The sequence below is a fragment of the Gemella sp. 27098_8_155 genome, from assembly GCF_041433725.1.
GTDB classification, from domain to species: Bacteria; Bacillota; Bacilli; order Staphylococcales; family Gemellaceae; genus Gemella; species Gemella haemolysans_D.
In genome coordinates this window covers 12,660-31,452 of the sequence record NZ_JAPWCA010000014.1, presented here as the reverse complement: position 1 = coordinate 31,452, position 18,793 = coordinate 12,660, and the positions used below count along the sequence as shown (strand labels likewise).

General features: G+C 30.3%; 20 protein-coding genes, 1 pseudogene and 1 riboswitch. Of the genes and pseudogenes, 5 read left to right on the top strand and 16 right to left on the bottom strand.

Annotated features, from left to right (window positions below; genetic code table 11):
• Positions 1–202 precede the first annotated feature (202 nt).
• Positions 203–925, bottom strand: coding sequence for a trehalose operon repressor (gene treR, locus O5Y44_RS06655; RefSeq protein WP_271986908.1), 723 nt, complete (start codon positions 923–925; stop codon positions 203–205).
• Between the two features lie 173 nt (positions 926–1,098).
• Here treR and O5Y44_RS06650 point away from each other — a divergent pair, with 173 nt between their 5' ends.
• The 4 genes and pseudogenes from O5Y44_RS06650 to O5Y44_RS06635 all read left to right on the top strand — a co-directional run bounded on the left by O5Y44_RS06650 (position 1,099) and on the right by O5Y44_RS06635 (position 3,106).
• Positions 1,099–1,779, top strand: a complete 681-nt coding sequence (locus O5Y44_RS06650) for a TIGR01906 family membrane protein (protein WP_316447082.1) — start codon at positions 1,099–1,101, stop codon at positions 1,777–1,779.
• Between the two features lie 91 nt (positions 1,780–1,870).
• Positions 1,871–2,185, top strand: a pseudogene (locus tag O5Y44_RS06645) (YuzB family protein); the annotation flags it as partial.
• Between the two features lie 12 nt (positions 2,186–2,197).
• Positions 2,198–2,422 carry an immunoglobulin-like domain-containing protein gene (locus tag O5Y44_RS06640; protein WP_371465791.1) on the top strand — a complete coding sequence of 75 codons (225 nt, stop codon included), beginning with the start codon at positions 2,198–2,200 and terminating at the stop codon, positions 2,420–2,422.
• Between the two features lie 183 nt (positions 2,423–2,605).
• Positions 2,606–3,106 (top strand): universal stress protein, encoded by a 501-nt coding sequence (locus O5Y44_RS06635; RefSeq protein ID WP_271986911.1) that lies wholly within the window; start codon positions 2,606–2,608, stop codon positions 3,104–3,106.
• A 107-nt stretch (positions 3,107–3,213) separates the two neighbouring features.
• Here O5Y44_RS06635 and alr read toward each other — a convergent pair whose 3' ends face one another.
• From alr to lysA, 6 genes are all read right to left on the bottom strand, one after another.
• Positions 3,214–4,287 (bottom strand): alanine racemase, encoded by a 1,074-nt coding sequence (gene alr, locus O5Y44_RS06630; RefSeq protein ID WP_371465777.1) that lies wholly within the window; start codon positions 4,285–4,287, stop codon positions 3,214–3,216.
• Positions 4,288–4,500: 213 nt separating this feature from the next.
• Complete coding sequence (locus O5Y44_RS06625; protein WP_371465776.1) at positions 4,501–5,658, bottom strand: M20 metallopeptidase family protein; 1,158 nt, start codon at positions 5,656–5,658, stop codon at positions 4,501–4,503.
• Positions 5,659–5,675: 17 nt separating this feature from the next.
• The gene (gene dapD / locus O5Y44_RS06620) at positions 5,676–6,377 is read right to left on the bottom strand and encodes a 2,3,4,5-tetrahydropyridine-2,6-dicarboxylate N-acetyltransferase (protein WP_371465775.1); all 702 of its coding nucleotides are present in this window, start codon (positions 6,375–6,377) and stop codon (positions 5,676–5,678) included.
• A gap of 282 nt (positions 6,378–6,659) precedes the next feature.
• On the bottom strand, positions 6,660–7,403 hold the full coding sequence (dapB, locus tag O5Y44_RS06615; protein ID WP_316447079.1) for a 4-hydroxy-tetrahydrodipicolinate reductase: 744 nt from the start codon (positions 7,401–7,403) through the stop codon (positions 6,660–6,662).
• A gap of 2 nt (positions 7,404–7,405) precedes the next feature.
• Complete coding sequence (gene dapA / locus O5Y44_RS06610; RefSeq protein ID WP_371465774.1) at positions 7,406–8,296, bottom strand: 4-hydroxy-tetrahydrodipicolinate synthase; 891 nt, start codon at positions 8,294–8,296, stop codon at positions 7,406–7,408.
• Between the two features lie 69 nt (positions 8,297–8,365).
• Entirely contained in the window at positions 8,366–9,658 is a 1,293-nt protein-coding gene (gene lysA, locus O5Y44_RS06605) for a diaminopimelate decarboxylase (protein WP_371465773.1), read from the bottom strand.
• 95 nt (positions 9,659–9,753) lie between these two features.
• A riboswitch (Lysine riboswitch) is annotated at positions 9,754–9,889 on the bottom strand.
• A 212-nt stretch (positions 9,890–10,101) separates the two neighbouring features.
• Here lysA and O5Y44_RS06600 point away from each other — a divergent pair.
• On the top strand, positions 10,102–10,425 hold the full coding sequence (locus O5Y44_RS06600; RefSeq protein ID WP_371465772.1) for a thioredoxin family protein: 324 nt from the start codon (positions 10,102–10,104) through the stop codon (positions 10,423–10,425).
• A gap of 198 nt (positions 10,426–10,623) precedes the next feature.
• On the opposite strand, the gene O5Y44_RS06595 is transcribed toward O5Y44_RS06600, so the two are convergent.
• From O5Y44_RS06595 to rnz, 9 genes are all read right to left on the bottom strand, one after another.
• Positions 10,624–11,514 (bottom strand): restriction endonuclease, encoded by an 891-nt coding sequence (locus O5Y44_RS06595; RefSeq protein ID WP_371465771.1) that lies wholly within the window; start codon positions 11,512–11,514, stop codon positions 10,624–10,626.
• Positions 11,515–12,291: 777 nt separating this feature from the next.
• A complete protein-coding gene (locus O5Y44_RS06590) occupies positions 12,292–12,912 on the bottom strand; it encodes a DNA alkylation repair protein (protein WP_371465770.1) in 621 nt (206 codons plus the stop codon).
• A gap of 81 nt (positions 12,913–12,993) precedes the next feature.
• Positions 12,994–14,262 carry a trigger factor gene (gene tig / locus O5Y44_RS06585; RefSeq protein ID WP_271965101.1) on the bottom strand — a complete coding sequence of 423 codons (1,269 nt, stop codon included), beginning with the start codon at positions 14,260–14,262 and terminating at the stop codon, positions 12,994–12,996.
• A gap of 220 nt (positions 14,263–14,482) precedes the next feature.
• The gene (locus O5Y44_RS06580; RefSeq protein ID WP_371465769.1) at positions 14,483–15,181 is read right to left on the bottom strand and encodes a M48 family metallopeptidase; all 699 of its coding nucleotides are present in this window, start codon (positions 15,179–15,181) and stop codon (positions 14,483–14,485) included.
• A 22-nt stretch (positions 15,182–15,203) separates the two neighbouring features.
• Entirely contained in the window at positions 15,204–15,881 is a 678-nt protein-coding gene (locus O5Y44_RS06575; protein WP_371465768.1) for a YggS family pyridoxal phosphate-dependent enzyme, read from the bottom strand.
• Between the two features lie 466 nt (positions 15,882–16,347).
• A complete protein-coding gene (locus tag O5Y44_RS06570) occupies positions 16,348–16,806 on the bottom strand; it encodes a DUF4064 domain-containing protein (RefSeq protein ID WP_371465767.1) in 459 nt (152 codons plus the stop codon).
• On the bottom strand, positions 16,806–17,252 hold the full coding sequence (locus O5Y44_RS06565) for a Fur family transcriptional regulator (protein ID WP_271988061.1): 447 nt from the start codon (positions 17,250–17,252) through the stop codon (positions 16,806–16,808). Before O5Y44_RS06565 ends, O5Y44_RS06570 begins: the two co-directional genes overlap by 1 nt.
• A 3-nt stretch (positions 17,253–17,255) precedes the next feature.
• A complete protein-coding gene (locus O5Y44_RS06560; protein ID WP_048802844.1) occupies positions 17,256–17,807 on the bottom strand; it encodes an NUDIX hydrolase in 552 nt (183 codons plus the stop codon).
• 22 nt (positions 17,808–17,829) lie between these two features.
• Positions 17,830–18,750: a ribonuclease Z gene (rnz, locus tag O5Y44_RS06555; RefSeq protein WP_371465766.1), complete on the bottom strand. Its 921-nt coding sequence runs from the start codon at positions 18,748–18,750 to the stop codon at positions 17,830–17,832.
• Between the last annotated feature and the right edge of the window lie 43 nt (positions 18,751–18,793).

The window sequence follows — 18,793 nt, the reverse complement described above, 5'->3', positions numbered from 1 at the left end:
TTTTTTCATGAAAAGGCTTAAAATCTTTTTTGGAAATTTGTATATCTATTTAATAATTCAAAATTCTATTAAGCAACTTTACACACTACAACGATTAAAATCATCATAAGAAAAAAATTTTTTTCCTTTTAGTTTTCTTAATTTTACATAAAAAAAACTTTAAACAAAATTCCCCTGTTTAAAGTTTTCTTCTATAATATGTTTAGTTTATTATATCGCTTTTTCTTCTCGCAAATTCAGAAAAATAGAATTTATCAACTCTATGACGACTCTCTGTATAATGTAGGAAATCTGTTCCTTCTGTGTATATATCACTTCGTAAAACTGCAATATGTTTGTGACCATTTAAATCAATATATGTAGTATCTTCTTCATTAACAGGTTCAATTTTAAAATCTTTATTTCCATAAGAGATTTTAATTCCTAAATCCTTTTCTAGATATTCATATAATGATTCCTCTACACGATTTGTAGGTAGATCCCCTATTGTACTTTTTCTAATATAATCTTTATCTAGGATTACTGCTTCTCCATCAACGATTCTTTGACGTACCAGATAGATTAGTTTTTCATCTGGCTTAACAAGCCCAAGCCTTACTAAAAAATCCGGAGCATCTACTTCTTTATTCACCAACACTTTAGTAGTTGCATCTACATCTTGAAATTGGCGACGTTCTTTAAAACTTAGTATTCCCGTTACAGGTAATCTAAATCTATGAACATCTAACACTATAGATCCTTTCCCTTGTATTTTGTGAATATAACCATTTTCTAATAATAGAAGTAATGCTTTTCTTATAGTTTCCCTAGAAACATTATATTCTCTTGCGAGTTCATTTTCACTTGGTAAGAGAGAGTTAGACCTGTATTGCCTATTCTCTATTTTTTCTCTTAACTCTAAATAGATCTTAAAAAACTTATTCATGATTTCCCCCAAAATAAATAACTATATGTGTATATTTTACCATAATTTACATAAATATTAAATATTTTTTACTCAAAAACTTTTATAAATCCTTGTATTTTTGTTAATTTGTGTAAATATGTAAACCAAATTTAAAGCAAACCTCATTTCTACAACTATGTTTATGTGTTATAATGTTTATTGGAGGTGCAATAATGAGAAAATATATTATACAGTTCCTTATTGTTATAGAAAATTTTTCACTATTTATTAGTGGAATACTAGCCATAATATTTTACAATTGTTTTAATTTAAATTTTTATAAAAGTTTCTATCAAAAAGAAAATTTAGCCCCAAAAATTGGAACTACATACGAAGAATTAATAAAAAATACCACTAATTTACTAGATTATCTGAATCATAAAGCAATATTAAATCTTGATTGGTATACAGATAAAGATATACTTCATATGCAAGACGTTAGGACACTATATAGTTTAAGCTACAAAACAATGATATTTTTTATCGTAGTTTTTACTATTTCTACTATATTGCTGATAATACTTTGTAAGAAAAGAACTATTTTCTATATAACAAATACATTTAACAAAGTACTACTTGCATTTATTATAGTAATAGGTATCCTATCTTGTATCATTTCATATAATTTTACTTCATTTTGGATAAAATTCCATCAGTTGCTATTTTCAAATGATCTTTGGTTATTAAGTCCTGATGAGTCAAACTTAATTCAAATGGTGCCCGAAGAATTCTTCATAAGTCTCATTACAACAATAATCTTACATATCTTTATACTATTTATTTCATTGTTTATATTAAATACTGTGGTAAAGAAAAGAATGAAAAATAATTAAACTTAAAGATGATATTAAAAATTTAATTTCTTATAATTATGTGATATAATTAATTTTAGTTTCAAATAAATAAATTACGAAAGGATAAATTATGGCTCAAAATGATAAAAATGTTGTTACTGAAGATAAAGTAACATTTAGATTATGTGATGATTGCCTTGGTGTAAATCTTAAAACTTTGATTCCAAAACTAAAAAAGAAAGCACCAAATGCAGAATTTATCATAGGATGTCAATCTTATTGTGGACCCGGAAGAACTCAGACATTCACACTTGTTAATAGTAGAATTTGTATAGCAGATACTGAAGTCGAACTGATGCCTTTAGTTGATGAAAAACTTAGAGATCGAATGAGTGCCGAAGACGAAGAAAAATACAGAAAGCGTCTTGAACGTCGTCTTGAACGTACTTTCTACTTCATTATACCTGAAAATGCAACTATAAAAGTTGGTGAAGAAGTAGATGTCGATAAAGAAGGAGTAATCGCTCGTAAAGCAGGAAAATCTTATCTAGATGATCTTATTATCGAAGGAGAAGTTGATAATACTAAACCTGGAACTTACGAACTTATATACCGAGTTAATATCGATAATAAAGAACACAAGAGAAAAAGACTTATCACTGTTGTTGATGAAAACGTATAATTAACATTCATAAATATATATCAATCTAAACCTATGAGATAATCGTTGTATATACCTCTACTCATAGGTTTTTTCTTTATTTTTATGAAAAAAATATTTATACTATTTTTTGAAAATTACGTTTACTTTTTTTGTAAATATGATATAATATAAGTAAAGACATAGTAGTCGGAGGTTATGATCATGGAAAATAAATATTCTAAAATTTTAGTCGCAGTAGACGGTTCAAAACAAGCTGAATGGGCTTTCAAAAATGCCGTTGCCATTGCTCGAAGAAACGAGGATGCAGAGTTATATATCGCGTCTGTTATTGATGCGACAATCGCAACTTCTGGTTTATCAGATCCTTACATTTTCAACTCTTTCTACAAACGTACTAAAGAATTAGTTGATAGCTATGTAGAATCTGCTAAAGAAGACGGATTAACTAAAGTATTCGGTATCGTTGAACAAGGTATTCCTAAAATTGTTCTTAGTGAAGATATTGTTGACGAAAAAGGTATCGATCTTGTAGTTTGTGGATCTTCTGGTTTAACTGGATTCAAACGTATGCTTATGGGATCAGTGTCTGAAGGTATCGTTAGATATGCAAAATCTGACGTAATCATCATTAAACAACGTTCTATCCCAGCGGATTTCGAAGCAACTATCGCTAAAAAATTCCAAGAAGAACAAGAAAAATAAGCATCTCTAAATAAGATTTAGATTAATATATTTTAATTTAAATTCATTTAAAATTTTTCCTTTTTATAATGAACGACGCATATATCGTATGCGCCGTTCATTTTTTATTAATAAATCTTTTCAACTTTTAAACTATCATAATTCAATGCTGCAAGTTGCACAGAATTCGGTCCAAAATACTTAGTATAATCATGAAGCTGTTGCTTATCGTCATAAATATAAACCCTATCTCCGATACTTTCTTCATCACCTATTTCTACTACTAAGTGACTCATCATTGTTGAATAAATATTTCTCTCTTTACCATTAATTAAACATGTTTTTCCTTTTAATCTATCTCTTAGTATTCCATCACCATAGCCAATATTAACAACTCCTACTTTTTTATCAGCATCAGCTATATACGAATTTGAGTATCCAATACATTCGCCTTTATTCAAGGTTACTATATTAATAATTTCACCATAAACAGTAATCGGGTTTTTTATAACTAAATCCTTAAGAGCAACTGGATTTTCCTTCACATTATAAGGCATAGCTCCATAAAGAATAATCCCTAACCTCTGATGTGTTGTTTTCTCAAAAGTACCATCTCGTAAAAATGAAGCACTATTTTGTAAGTGAACTACTTCAAAATCATGATGATATTGTGCTTCTTCAAGAACTTTCAATACCAATTCTTTTTCTTTTTCATAGAATCCATCAAACTCATCAGCAAATGAAAAATGAGACCAAAATCCTTTTAATTTCAGATTGTTCTCTTTACAGAAATTTATAATTTCTAGTACTTCTTCGAGATTTCTTGCTCCAGCACGTCTCATACTACCCGCAAATTCCAATTGCAGCGTTAAGTCTCTAACATTTTCAAGATTTTCTTTTAAATATTCAAGACCCGCTATATTTATCTCAACATTGTATTCTCTAACTAAATCAAAATTATAAGTTGGATTTAAAAGAAAAATATTAGCATCTTCTCCTAATGTTTCTCTTATTACTTTACACTCTTCTTCTTTTGTCGTTGCAAAGTAATTTATCCCTACTTCCGAGTATAATTTTACACATTCTCTTAAATCTAAATTATACGCATTGTTTTTAACTACAGCTATTATGTCCTGTGCTCGTTCTTTTAAATTTATTGCATTTTGTCGTATGTTATTATAATTTAACTCAATTGTTGCCATAAAAATCCTTTCTTAGATAAAAGGGAGTGACTCTAAAATCATGATTTCAGAGAAATCGATTTTTTAAAGCCACCCCCGCAAATTTCATCAGATATCTAAAAGCTTTTATAAAGTAAATTTAGATATCTATAAACCACTGCGTTTATGAATTCTCATATAAACTTTTTAGGACCTTTAAATCAGCCCTTTTTATTTTACTTAAAATCAACAAAGTTATTTGTTGTAATGATTCAATATTCCTAGGTAATATTTAACCCCTACTTTTAATATTTTTTCATCAAAGTTGAAAGTTGGTGTGTGTAATCCTGAAACATAGTTTTTTTCTTCATTTCTTAAACCTAAAAAACTATAGTTTATAGGAGACAATCTACTAAAGAATGAGAAATCTTCTCCGTATAAATAAGCTTCTTCTAACTCAATATAATCAATATTTTCTTTTTCTATAACTTCTTTAATTACTTTATAAGGAACTTCATCATTAATTACCGCTGGATAACCTTCAGCAAAGTCAACACGAATACTTGCTCCAGTAAGATGTTCAAGACCAACACGAGTATTTTCAATTGCAGCTTTTATCGTAGCCAGATCTTCCATGCTGTATGTTCTAATAGTTCCTTCTAGGTAGGCATTCTCCGCAACAACATTCATAGCATCTCCGCCGTACATTTTACCGATATGAATAATATTAGTATTACGCGCTTTTGTATGTAATGCATTAAGTTTTAACATCTCTTGGAAGAACATTGTAGCTACATTAAGAGCATCGATTCCAGTATTTTTTAAACCTACATGAGCTGCACGCCCTTTAATATAGATTCTATATTCATTAGCACTAGCCATAATTTCTTTTGGTTTAGAGATGATATGCCCTTCTGGATAATCTGGATTCATATGTAAGGCATAACTTGCTAAAATGTTATACGGTGAAAAATTAAAATCATTGATTAATAAATTTCCACCGCCGAAAGTTTCTTCAGCTGGTTGAAATACGAAAATGCTATTCACCTTCGTATCATTATTTTTGTAATAATCTACCGCTTCTATAACACTACCTAAAAGCATAGTAGTATGTCCATCATGTCCACAAGCATGCATCACACCATCATTATTTGATTTAAAATCAACATCATTTTCTTCTGTGATAGGCAATGCATCAATATCAGCTCTGAATAAAATCGTATCTTTAGTTTCTACGCTTGCTTTGCAGATTACCACCAACCCTGTCTCAAGAGTTTCTTGATATTCTATACCATATTCTTTTAAGACACTAGCGATAAATTCTTTAGTTTTATGCTCTTCCAAAGATAACTCTGGATTTTGGTGCAGATGTCTACGCCATGATGTTAAATTCTCTTCAGTAATTACTTTCATCTTCTCTTCCTACTTTATTATAAGTTTCTTAATTCTGCGATAATATCTACTTTTTCTTCTGCAACTTCACTACGTGTTTTGATTACTCGTGCTGGAACACCCGCTACTACATCTCCACTAGCTACATCTTTTGTTACTACACTTCCAGCTGCAACAACAGCATTGTCTCCAATTTGTACACCTTCTAAGATAACAGCATTAGCTCCGATAAGAACATTGTTACCTACACGTACTGGTGTAGCATTAGCTGGTTCAATAACACCTGACAACACAGATCCAGCACCAACGTGAGAGTTTTCTCCAACTTCTGCACGCCCACCTAAAATAGCATTCATATCGATCATAGTATTTTTACCAATTTTAGCTCCGATATTAATAACAGCACCCATCATGATAACCGCATTATCTCCGATACTAACGTGTTCACGAATTGAGCATCCTGGTTCGATACGAGCGTTAAACTGAGTTAAATCAATCATCGGCACACCACTATTACGGCGATCATTTTCTACACGGTAATTTACTACCACAGCTTTATTAGCTTCGTAAAATTCCACCCAATCAGCAAAATCCGCAAAGATAACTCTTGAGTTTCCTTCACCATAAACTTCTAAAGTTTCTGGAAATTCTACATCAGCGTTAAAATTAACATAAACTTTAACCGGTGTTTTCTTTTTAGATGTTGCTATAAATTTAATAATCTCTTCTGTTGATTTCATTTCTTTCTCCTATTATCTATATGATTTTTTTCTATTTTATATCTAATTTTTACATATGTCAAACTAACTTTATTATAATATTCTTTGTTTAAGGGAGTGACTCAAAAATCGTGATTTCGTAGAAATCGATTTTTTAGAGTCACCCCCGCACAGTTTATTAGATATCTAAAAAGCTTTTATAAAGCTAATTTAGATGTCAATAAACCACTGCGTCTATGAGTTTTCATAGAGACGACTCAATAAAACTCTTTTAAAGAATCCCTTGAATCGCTTCTGACTTTATTATTCTATACCTAGTACATCTTTCATAGAATATAATCTAGGTTCATCAACACTGTTAAGCCACTGTGCAGCTGTAACAGATCCTTTTGCGAACATTTTTTTACTTAGAGCTGTATGTTTAATCTCAATTACTTCATCTTCTCCAGCAAAAATCACTTCATGCTCACCTACTATAGTTCCACCACGAACCGCGTGAATTCCAATCTCTTTTTCTTGGCGTTTCATATCTCCGTGACGACCATAAACTCTAGTATAATCTTCTACATCTTTAACCGCATCTACTAACATTTTTGCAGTTCCACTAGGTGCATCCACTTTTTTATTGTGGTGTTTTTCAATAACTTCGATATCATATCCTAATAACAATTCACTAGCTTTTTTCACTAATTCTACTAAGACATTTACTCCTAAGCTGTAATTCCCAGCGAAAACTACTCCAACATGAGTCGCTAGTTCATCGATTAATTCTAATTCTTCTGCAGTATGACCAGTTGTCGCTATTACAACTTTCGTTGTTGTACGTTTAGCATACTCCACTAGTTCAGCAGTCCCAGCGTGATGAGAAAAATCAATAATCACATCAGCCACCTTTTCTAAAGATTCATATGAAGTATAAGTAGGAAATTTTTCTTCTAATAATTCACGACCTACACCTGCAACAATTTCTAAATCAGTACTGTCTTGAATATAGTTTTTTAGAACTTGTCCCATAGTTCCATTATAACCACTTAATAAAACTCTCATTTTTACTCTCCTTGTAATGAATTAAGTCTTGCAATCTCTTGCTCTAATTTTGTCGCTAATGTTGGAGCAACGTGTGTCATAGGTAGACGGTAGTGACAAGCTGATTTCCCGATTAATTCTACACATTTTTTAACTGGCATTGGGTTTGGTTCAGCAAATAACATGTGGATGAAGTCTAAGTATTTAAGTTGTAATTCAAACGCTTTATCCACTTGTCTTTCTAAAGCATATTTACACATTAAGTGAGTTGCTTTTGGATAAATATTAGCTAAAACAGAGATTGTCCCTTTACCACCTGCTAAAATAATAGGTACATTAATGTCATCATTTCCTGAGTAAATATCAATTTTATCCCCTACTAAGTTTCTAACTGCTAAAGTATGAGCAATATCCCCTACCGCATCTTTGTATGCCACGATATTTTTGTGCTGAGATAAGTGTAAAATAGTCTCAGGAGCCATAACTTGTCCAGTTCTTCCTGGTACATTGTAAAGTACAATTGGTAAATCTACACTATTCGCGATTGCTTCAAAGTGTTCAATTAGACCTTGTTGGCTAGTTTTGATGTAATATGGTGTTACTACTAATAATGCATCTGGTCCTAATTTTTCAATTTCTTGGCTTAATCTAATTGAGTGAGCTGTATCGTTAACCCCACTACCTGCAATAACAGGTACACGTCCTTCTACTCTATCAATAGCAAATTTAATTACCGCTACTTGCTCATCGTCAGGCATAGTTGAACTCTCACCAGTAGTTCCCGCTACGATAATCGCATCTGTACCTTCACTAATTTGGAATTCGATTAACTCTCCAAACGTATCATAATCTACACTTCCATCCTCGAAAAATGGTGTTACTATTGCTACTCCGCTTCCTGTATAAATTGTCATAATCTTGTTCTCCTTGTTTCTAACTTATTTTATATAATTTTAATAATATTTTTTATGTTATTTTTTAAATTAAATATCTTGTCTAATTAAATCTTCTAAAGTCTCACCTTTTACTACTAGGCGACTAGTTCCATCTTTTACAAATACTACCGGCAATTTCGGTAATCTATTGTAATTGCTACTCATACTGTAGTTATACGCTCCTGTTGATGATACTAATAGTAAGTCACCTTGCTCAGCTTTAGGTAATTTCGCATCCATTACTAACATGTCTCCAGACTCACAGCATTTACCAGCAACTGTATAAGTTGTATCTGCTTCTTGATTCATTTTATTAGCTAACATTGCCTCGTATTTTGCTTTATATAATGCATAACGAGGATTATCTGCCATACCTCCATCAACGAACACGTATTCACGACCTGCAAAAGTTTTCTTAACTCCACCAACACTGTATAATGTGCTACCTGCGTTACATGTTAAACTTCTACCAGGTTCAATAACTACCTTAGTTAAATCTAAACCGAAATTATCACTTTCACGTTCCACTACTTCGATATACTCTCTTAAAAATTCAGCAAGTTCAAAAGGTCTATCTTCTTCAGTATAATAAACTCCGAACCCTCCACCTAGATTAAGAACACTTATAGTTAAACCTAATCTTTCTTGAACTTTTTTCGTAAATTCCATAACCACTTTTACAGCTTCGAAAAATGAAGTTTTCTCAAAAATTTGTGATCCGATGTGTGAATGGAATCCTACAAAGTTAAGATTACTTTGATTATTAATATCTGCGATTAAATCATAAATTGTTTCATCATATACTGAATAACCAAATTTCGAATCATCTTTTGCAGTTTTGATGTATTCATGAGTATGCGCATCGATACCTGTATTAATTCTTAGAAGTACATCTACAGTATTCCCACTCTCTCTTACGATTTCATTAATCATTTCATATTCATAGTCATTATCTATAACGATAGTTCCTACACCAACTTCTAATGCATATTGTAGTTCCTCACGAGTTTTATTATTTCCGTGGAAATAAGCTCGTCTCATATCATATCCAGCTTTATATGCTGTGTGAATCTCACCAAGTGAAACCACATCTACACCTAAACTTTCTCTACTCGCAATTCTTAATACTTCTAAACAACTAAAAGCTTTCGATGCGTAAAGAACTTCTGTATTGAACTTCGAACTTTTAAAATTATTAATAAAAGTTCTACATTGGTTCACTAACATATTCTCATCATAAACATAAAGTGGTGTCCCGTATTGAGCCTTTAACTCACTTACTCCAACACCTGAAATATTCAGTTCACCATTTTCTACCGTCATACCATCAAATAATCTCATTACTTTCTCCTTCAAATAAGTTATGAAAAATAGACTACAAGAACAAAAGGTCCTTGTAGTCTAGCTTATAATTCTATCCTATTCCTCTTGCCCTTATTATAAAAAGCTCACCATGAAGAAAATGGGCATTTTCTAATGACAGTGTTATGCCTATTCGACATAACCCCAGTGAAATAAATCACTTCGGCGATGCTACCTTTTAAATTAGTCATCGCGGCCTCTTTTTATAATACTTATCTATTTACGTTGTATAAATAATATCATGGTTTGAAATTATTGTCAATAGTTTTCAGAAAATTTTTATAATATCCTAGTTTTGGTGTTTACATATACACAATTAGTATTGGTTGTAATTACTCTTTAAAACAACTATAATATACTCATACTAAAAGAAGATTGCACAATATACTCTTCTTAATATAAAAAATAAAGGATTATAAAATATGATTGACTTCACAAAAAATGATGACTTAAATAAAATCATCAATGACAATGACATAGCGATTATTCAATACGGAGCAGCAACATGTATGCCATGTCACTCAATAAAGAACAGAATTACTACTTGGCAAGAAAATCACAAAGACATTGCAGCATACTACATTTCATTAGAAGAAAATATGGAAATTGCTGCTCAACGAGGCATTCTTTCTGCACCAACTGTAGAAGTTTATATTGAAGGAAAACTATCCATTCAAAAAAGCGGATACTTCAGTCTAGATGAAATTCTAGAAAAAGTAAGTGCTGTAAGTGAACAAATTAAATAAAAAATATGGGAGTGACTCAAAAATCGTGATTTCATAGAAAATCGATTTTGTCGAGTCACCCCCACACAGGTTATTAGATATCAAAAAAGCTTTCATAAAGCGAATTTAGATATCAATAAACCACTGCGTCTATGAGTTATCATATACACTTTTTTAAAAGTTATTATTTTTAAATCGCTCTTGTTATTAGTCATTAATTTATTTGGCTAATATATCTACAGGTTCTTCGCCTAGAAATAGTTTTACATCATTTATATCAACAATTCTAAATCCTTTTATTTTTGATTCCAGTTGTCTTACTGACTTAGTCACCCTCGATGTATCGATAAGTAATATCTTTTCATAGTCAGGCGCTTTTTCTTCTGCTCTCTTAAGAAATTTCATAACATGCTCAGAATGTAAATATGTCTGACCTTTATATGATTTTATTTCTACTACATATTTCTTACCATTTTTTTCAAGACATAGATCAAAATCCCTACTTCTATTTTTGGGTTCCGTAACTTTATAACCAATATTTTTAAAAGCATACGCAAGTAATAGTTCTTTACCTATTGGCGAAGTTAACTTCTCTAAAGCTGCAAGTAAGGGTTTAGGTTTAATCTTAATAACCGATTTCTTTAATCCCTCAGGATCTTTTGTTAATAGTTTTCTATTAAATCCAATAATATAATCTTCCACTATAGCAAAATGACCATGTGCTATACAGTTTCTAATCGCTGTTAATAAAGCATTTATTTTTGAAAAAGTAGTATATTTTGTAACTATTATTTTTTGACAATTAGAACAAATATTTTCCTCAAAAAACCTCCATTCATCATTACTTATAACATCCTTTGAACCTATCCACTTCACATCACGACTTTCATTCATTCCCATTCGACTCATTACATAGGTAAATGAAAATTCATCGTATATCTTATCAGAAATTAATTCATTTTTATCTGATTGGTATGAATCAATATTCGGTGTATACCAAAGTAATTTTTTTATTACAGTATCCATTTCTTCTGAAAGTTTAATTGGTCTAGGACTGTGGTGTATTTTATAATTTTTTTCTCTTCTACTACTGCAACATTTCTTAAACATATCCTTCTCCTAAAGTTAGTAAAATTTTGAAATCAGTTTATATTAATTTTATTATAACATAGATCATGTACATAAAAAAAGACACGTAGGGGTGCATATACGTATTTTAAAAAGGAATACTAAATTTTCAAAATTCAGGAATTTTTTGATTAGGTTATATCTGTTATTTACATAATCTTAAAAATATAATTTTAATTCTAAATATAATAAGAATATCTTTTCTGATAGAATCTATAGTGATATAATTAAAGTAGGCTACTTGCCCGGAAGGGAGGTGTTTATATGGTTTATATATTCATCCAAATCCTTGTTGGTCTATTTGTAGGAGTTATTCTCCTGTTTATAGAATATTTTTATTTCCTAAATGATAAAAATAACAAGAAGAAGTAGTCTTATTTAGGCGCGACGTATGTGTATCACTTCATGTATGAATATATATTAGCCTACTAAAATGAGTACGCTAATACATATAAAAAAGCAACTGAATCCGCATTTCAGTTGCTTTTCGTGTTTATATGTGAATATATTCATCCAATTCACTTACCTACATTCTAACACATCTATTTTCTTCTTGTCAATACATTTGAAGGGGAGATATAGTAAAATTATTACGATATTTTCTAAGTAATTTTCAGTTCAAATATAAAACTAAAATTTAATCTAAAACTGGTTTTCAACTGAAGGCTACCTTGTATAATTAACCGAATTTGACAAAGAACAAAAATTTGTCCAAATTTTGAGGCAATTACCAACTTTTTCTATATTATCTTATTTTATTTACTCGACGACAAACCTACTCGCTAATTTATATACTTGTTTAATTTCCTTAGTCTCTAAGTTCCAAGTTTTTAATTCTTCTTTTATTAATTCTGGAAATTTTCTACTTATATCTCTTAGTGCATTTCCTACTGATTTTATTACATATTCACTAGCGTCTTCTTTTAATGGTGCTATTCTTTTTATTGCTTCTTGTGGATTTTCTTTAAAGTACGGTCTACTAGTCCATATTCGTAATCCTTCTGTGACTGCTCTTCTAGTATTTGGATTATCTGAACTTAGCCACTCATCAACTACTGGGATTGAATTTTCATAACCTTTATTTTTACAATATTCATCAAATGCTTTCGCAAGAACCTCTTGTACTCTCCAATTATCATCTTTAGATACTTTATCTCGCATAAAAGTTAGGATATCATGATCATCCGATAAATATCCAAAAAGAAATATACTATACATTCTGACTTGATATACTTTTGACTCATAGGATAAGAAAGCTAACTTCTTAATATAAGCTCTATCATTATTTTTATAATCAGCTAAGGCTCTTTTCTCTTCCTTCTTGAATCCACTCTTTATTAGAGAAAATTCTTTCTCTAGGCTTTTAATATATTCGTTCAAATAAATTCACCACCTTATTATTACTAAAAAAAGCATATAGAATGATAGACACTCTATATGCTTAAGGATGATTTGCTAAAATTAGTTGTTAGCTTTTAAGAAATCAACAGTTTTTTGGATTACTAACTCACCACGTAAGTCTTCAACACTAATACGTTGTTTGATTCCTTCTTCAGTCATGTTGTACATAGTAGCAAGTTCTTTAACTTCTGCATCGATGTCAGCATCTGTTACTTCAACTTTTTCTACTTCGGCGATTTCACCTAATACGAATGAAGTTTTGATTTTGTTTTCTGCATCAGATTTCATTTCAGCTTTAAGTTCAGCTTCACCTTTTCCAGTGAATTGTTGGTATAAATCAAATGATAATCCTTGACGAGATAAGTTTCCAGTGAATTGTTCAAACATAGAATCAACTTCTTGTTCTACTAATTTTTCTGGTACAGAAAGTTTTGCATTTTCTACAGCTGTAGAAATTACTTTATCAGAATAAGATTTTTCTGCTAAGTTTTCTTTTTCTAATTTAATTTCTTCTTTTAATTTTTCTTTGTATTCAGCTACTGTTGAAGCTGCTTCTTTAGTGAATTCTTTAACAAATTCGTCAGTTAATTCTGGTAAAACTTTTTCTTTTACGTCGTGAACTGTAACTTCGAATTTAGCTTCTTTACCAGCTAAGTCAGCTACTTGATAGTTTTCTGGGAATGTTACGTTAACTTCTGTGTCAACTGGTGCAACTTTTCCTTCTAATTGTTCTTCGAATCCAGGGATGAATGAACCTGATCCTAATTCTAATTCGTAACCTTTAGCTTCTCCACCTTCGAAAGCTTCATCTCCGATGAATCCTTTAAAGTCGATAACTACGATATCACCTTTTTTAGATTCTCCTTCTTTGATTTGCCATTCAGCTTGACGGCTTAATAAGCTATCTAATCTTTCTTCTACATCAGCATCAGTTACTTCTACTGAGTCTTTTTCTAATCCAAGGTTTTTGTATTCACCTAATTCAACATTTGGTTTAACAGTAACAACTGCTTCGAATTTAACACCTTCTTCTTTGCTGATTTCTTTAACATCGATATCAGGCATAGCTAATGGTGAAACTTCTAATTCGTCGATAGCTTTAGTGTAAGCTCTTGGTAATACATAATCAACTGCATCTTGGTATAATGCTTCTTCACCGTACATTTTGTTGAATACGGCTCTTGGTAATTTACCTTTTCTAAATCCAGGTGCGTTAACACGTTTAACTGCACGTTTGAATGCTTGGTCTAATCCTTTCGCAAATTCTTCTTTTGTTGCTGAAAAAGCGATAACTACTTTTCCATCTTCTTTATTTAAAATTTGTGACATTTATTTTTCCTCCAAAAATACTTTTAAGTATCATCAAAAATGTTAGTATAAAAATACTAAAAACTCTTGATTAATTATATAGTAAATAGCGTAAAAAGTCAATAATTACACATCTAAATTATTGTTTTCAAAAGTAATTTTCATACTTTCAAAAAATTTTCAAACTACAGATAATTTAATACTAAATTACAAAAAAATTGTAATACTTCTTGCTTTTTTATTATCTACCTACTATTTTTTTACTGAATTCTTTTATCAATTTATCATTTTCTCTAAAGTTTGGATAATATTTTCCTAACAATGCATAAAATCTAGGTGTGTGATTTGTTTCTAGTAAATGAGTAAGCTCATGAACAACTATATGTTCTAAACACTCAATCGGATATTTTATAAGTTCATAGTTTATCCAGATTCTTTTCGCTTCAATATTACAAGTTCCCCAGCGGGTTTTCATCTTTTTAATTCTTAGTTGTTCAGCATGGACACCCATGATTTTTTCGTATTTATTAATAAACTCTAAAGCTTTGTTATAAAGAACTTTTCTCAGATAACTCGTAACTATTTGTCCCCTGTCTTGATCTTTATCCTTTATAACTAAAATGATTTTATCATCGGATAATTTTACTACATTTTTATTCCCTAATCTTACTTCTAAAACAAATTCTTTTCCAAAAATAATATGTTTTTCACCAGTTACATACTGTTTCACAGTATAGCCATTCATTAATATATTGTTTCTTCTTAATTTGATTTCATCAATATTTTCTTGAATCAATTTCTTTATAATATAATTAGGTGTTCTTGGAGGGGCACTTACTACAACCTCAGCGTTTTTTTCGACTTTTAAATAAATGTTTTTCATTTTTCTTCTGTACTTAATCATAACGACTAAATCACCTATATTTATTACTCTTTTCATACTCCCCCTCCTTTATTTCTTATTATTTTAGCTCGTTACCAACTAAAGCTGTACCAACTCTTATATGAGTCGCACCTTCTTCAATCGCGATTTTGTAATCATTACTCATACCCATAGATAAAAATTCACACGGTGCATATGGTAATTTAAGTGCTTTTACTTCATCACGTACTTGTCTTAATTTTCTAAAACAATTACGCAACACATCTTCATCATCAACAAAAGGCGCCATTGTCATTAGACCTACAACTTTAATTTTCGAATATTGTTCTAATGATTTTATAAACTCTACTGTTTCTTCCGCTGTTAATCCATGTTTACTTTCTTCACCAGAAACATTAACCTGTACGAAACAATTAACTTCTTTTTCCGCACGTTTTTCGATTTCCTTAGCTAAGCTATCTCTGTCTAGAGCATGAAAATAATCTACCTCGTTTATAACATCACGTACTTTTCTAGTTTGCAAGCTTCCTATTAAATGCCAAGTCTTACTAGAATATTTACTTTTTCTCTCAACATAATTTTGAGGACGATTTTCAGCAAAATCTGTAATTCCCGCTTCTATCGCTTCTTCAACTCTAGTATCTGTAACATACTTAGTTACAGCTATTAATTTCACTTCATCAGCATTTCTACCAACTTTTTCACAAGTTTCAGCTATTTCTTTTGTTATGGTCTCAAAGTTTTTTCTAACGTTCATTTTCTCTCCTACTTACTCTATTTTTTTAATGTTATATTATAATTATAACATGATGTTTATTATTTTGTTATTAATTAAATAAAAAAGGGAGTGACTCAAAAATCGTGATTTCTTAAGAAACAAGATTTTGTCGAGTCACCCCCGCAAAGTTTATTAGATATCTAAAAAGCTTTTATAAAGCGAATTTAGATATCAATAAACCACTGCGTCTATGAGTTTTCATATACACTTTGTTAAATTTTAGGGATTTTTGTCAGTCCCATAACAAGTAGTCGGACGGAGTCGCACCGCCATCTTCCTTCTTAATTAAGAAGGACGTCATCCTTTTTGAACTACTGCCCTACTTGTCGCCCTCATTATATCAGATTTTTACTTTATACTCAACTATTCACATAATTCCACAAATTCCTTAAATTTATTAAAAGAGGTAATAAAAAATTTCCGAAGAAAATGAATTCCTCGGAAGTTATGCTTTACGCTTATATTTTTCTGAATTTCTTATTAATATTATTCTTAATCCCAAGAAGAAATATATTATACAACTAATAAATAATATACCTAAACTAAAGATTAACAATAAGATGCTATACACTAAGAATAGAAATGCAACTACATTATGGTTTATACCTTTTTTCAAAATTGCAAATAATAATATTAAAAATAAAACTATTAAAAGTGCGAAATATACCCAAGCAAGTTGTCCCATTACTTGGAAGATAAAGTGCATATCCTTCGTAGAAACATTGGCACTATCTTGAGTAAGACGCGTTTGTTCACGAATTTGATCAACTATCTTATTTCTTAAATACTCGTTTCCTACATATCCTCGAAATAGATTAATCATTCCACCTACAAATGCAATATATACAATATAAACTATACTAGAGATAAGTAATAATATCTTCTCTAATTTATCAAAATACATTAATTTTCACCTTTATTTTTGCAGTTAGCACAAGTTCCATAAAACGATAAAGAGTTATCTTGAACCTCAAAAGAATATTCTTTTTTCATATATTCAATAAGTTTATTGAATATTGGGTTAGATACTTTTTCAATGCTATTGCAGTTAGTACATATTAAATGATGATGAAGTTCGTCATCTACAGATTGTCTCAAATGATATTTAGAAACACCATTGCTGAAAGATATTTTTTCTAATATTTTTAACTCATAAAAAATATCTAGAGTTCTATAAACGGTAGCTATACCAATATCTGGTGTTTTTTCTTTAAGAATAAAATACAGTTCCTCTGCACTAAGATGTTTATCTTCATTTTCAACTAAAATCTCTACAATCTTTTCCCTTTGTGGAGTTAATTTGTATGAAGATTTTTGAATAATTTTAATTATTTCTTCATAAATACTCATATACTATTTCGCGCCTTTCCTATTTTTCAAGTAAGCTAATGCAAGCATCGTCTTACTGTCAGTTATAACATTATCATCTAAAAGCTTGAATGCTTCTTCAATTTTATATTTTCTTAAATTAATAAATTCATCGTCATCTGGATCAATTTCTCCAGCATATTCTAAATTATCAACATAGTAAATTGTGATTAACTCAGAGCTATAACCTAATGCTACGTGAACATCGCATAGTTTTTCCAGTCTTTCTTCTTCTACTACATATCCTGTTTCTTCACGTAATTCTCTAATAGCAGATAATTTCTTATTATCTTCACCTGGTTCTAGTTTACCTGCAGGAATTTCTAAAGTTACTGCTTCTATAGCTTTTCTATATTGTTCAACAAGAACTACTTCATCATTCTTTGTTAAAGCTAATATTGCTACAGCACCCCTATGATTTATCAGCTCGCGTTTTGAAGTTTCTCCATTAGGTAAAGTTACTGTATGTACTTCTACATCTAAAACTTTCCCCTTAAATATTTTTTCAACTTCAATAGTTTTTTCTTCTAAATTCATTTTCACAATCTCCTCTACATTTTTACAAACTATATTCTTCTAGATCATGTGCTATCTTTACATTACATTTATCACGTAATGATTCTATAGCCTCTTTTTCAATATTTCTATCATATCTAGCACTAATATGTGTTAGATATAGATTCTTAACCTTACTTTGTGATATTATTTTTTCAATATCTAAAATACTTAAATGATAGTTTTTTCTCGCATGGTGTGCATCTTCTTTAAGTAAATAAGTGCACTCTGAAATTATAACGTTACTATTTTTAACAAACTCCCTTAAACCATCAAAGTACCTAGTATCCGGTATAATAGAAATTTCTTTTTCAGGTTTGTCTTCGGATAAAAATTCGCTTGAATTATACACTGTTCCGTTATATTCGAAAATATCTGCTTCTTTAATTTCTTTGTAAAACGGACCTGGCATAATACCTAGCTCTTTCAATTTATTTGCATTCAAACTTCCTTTTTGCTTTTTGAATACAATTTTATATCCAAAACATTCAACATTATGTGTTAACGGAAAACTAAAAACAGCTACATTTTTATTATCTATTATACACTGTTCACTAGAAATTTCAATATATTCTACCCTATAAGAAAGTGAACAATGTGTGAACAACAAATTATTTTCTATGAAATCTTTAATACCAATTGGTCCATATATAATAACATCAGAAGCCTTGGTGTCTAAAAGAAAACTTCTAGACGATAAGAATCCAATTAATCCAAGAACATGATCAGCATGAAGATGGCTAATAAATATTTTAGTTATTTTTGTTGGTTTAATATTTGTTCTTAAAATTTGATGTTGTGTCGCTTCACCACAATCAAACATCCAGCATTCTTTTAATTCTTGCATAAAATTAAAAACAAAACTCTGTGTATTTCTAAATTTTCCAGGAAGCCCTGCTCCTGTACCTAAAAATTGTACTTCCATCGTATTCCTCAATTCAATTTTCTAAAATAATAGTGGCCTAAAA

Coding starts and splice junctions, on each gene's coding strand:
- O5Y44_RS06650 (WP_316447082.1), top strand. CDS start 1,099: ATGTTTATTGGAGGTGCAATAATGAGAAAATATATTATACAGTTCCTT.
- O5Y44_RS06580 (WP_371465769.1), bottom strand. CDS start 15,181: ATGAAAAGAGTAATAAATATAGGTGATTTAGTCGTTATGATTAAGTAC.
- dapB (WP_316447079.1), bottom strand. CDS start 7,403: ATGAGAGTTTTATTAAGTGGTTATAATGGAACTATGGGACAAGTTCTA.
- O5Y44_RS06560 (WP_048802844.1), bottom strand. CDS start 17,807: ATGAATTTAGAAGAAAAAACTATTGAAGTTGAAAAAATATTTAAGGGG.
- dapA (WP_371465774.1), bottom strand. CDS start 8,296: ATGACAATTTATACAGGAAGCGGAGTAGCAATAGTAACACCATTTTTC.
- O5Y44_RS06625 (WP_371465776.1), bottom strand. CDS start 5,658: ATGAAAGTAATTACTGAAGAGAATTTAACATCATGGCGTAGACATCTG.
- dapD (WP_371465775.1), bottom strand. CDS start 6,377: ATGAAATCAACAGAAGAGATTATTAAATTTATAGCAACATCTAAAAAG.
- rnz (WP_371465766.1), bottom strand. CDS start 18,750: ATGGAAGTACAATTTTTAGGTACAGGAGCAGGGCTTCCTGGAAAATTT.
- treR (WP_271986908.1), bottom strand. CDS start 925: ATGAATAAGTTTTTTAAGATCTATTTAGAGTTAAGAGAAAAAATAGAG.
- O5Y44_RS06570 (WP_371465767.1), bottom strand. CDS start 16,806: ATGTATTTTGATAAATTAGAGAAGATATTATTACTTATCTCTAGTATA.
- tig (WP_271965101.1), bottom strand. CDS start 14,262: ATGTCACAAATTTTAAATAAAGAAGATGGAAAAGTAGTTATCGCTTTT.
- alr (WP_371465777.1), bottom strand. CDS start 4,287: ATGGCAACAATTGAGTTAAATTATAATAACATACGACAAAATGCAATA.
- lysA (WP_371465773.1), bottom strand. CDS start 9,658: ATGAGATTATTTGATGGTATGACGGTAGAAAATGGTGAACTGAATATT.
- O5Y44_RS06565 (WP_271988061.1), bottom strand. CDS start 17,252: ATGAGTATTTATGAAGAAATAATTAAAATTATTCAAAAATCTTCATAC.
- O5Y44_RS06600 (WP_371465772.1), top strand. CDS start 10,102: ATGATTGACTTCACAAAAAATGATGACTTAAATAAAATCATCAATGAC.
- O5Y44_RS06575 (WP_371465768.1), bottom strand. CDS start 15,881: ATGAACGTTAGAAAAAACTTTGAGACCATAACAAAAGAAATAGCTGAA.
- O5Y44_RS06595 (WP_371465771.1), bottom strand. CDS start 11,514: ATGTTTAAGAAATGTTGCAGTAGTAGAAGAGAAAAAAATTATAAAATA.
- O5Y44_RS06635 (WP_271986911.1), top strand. CDS start 2,606: ATGGAAAATAAATATTCTAAAATTTTAGTCGCAGTAGACGGTTCAAAA.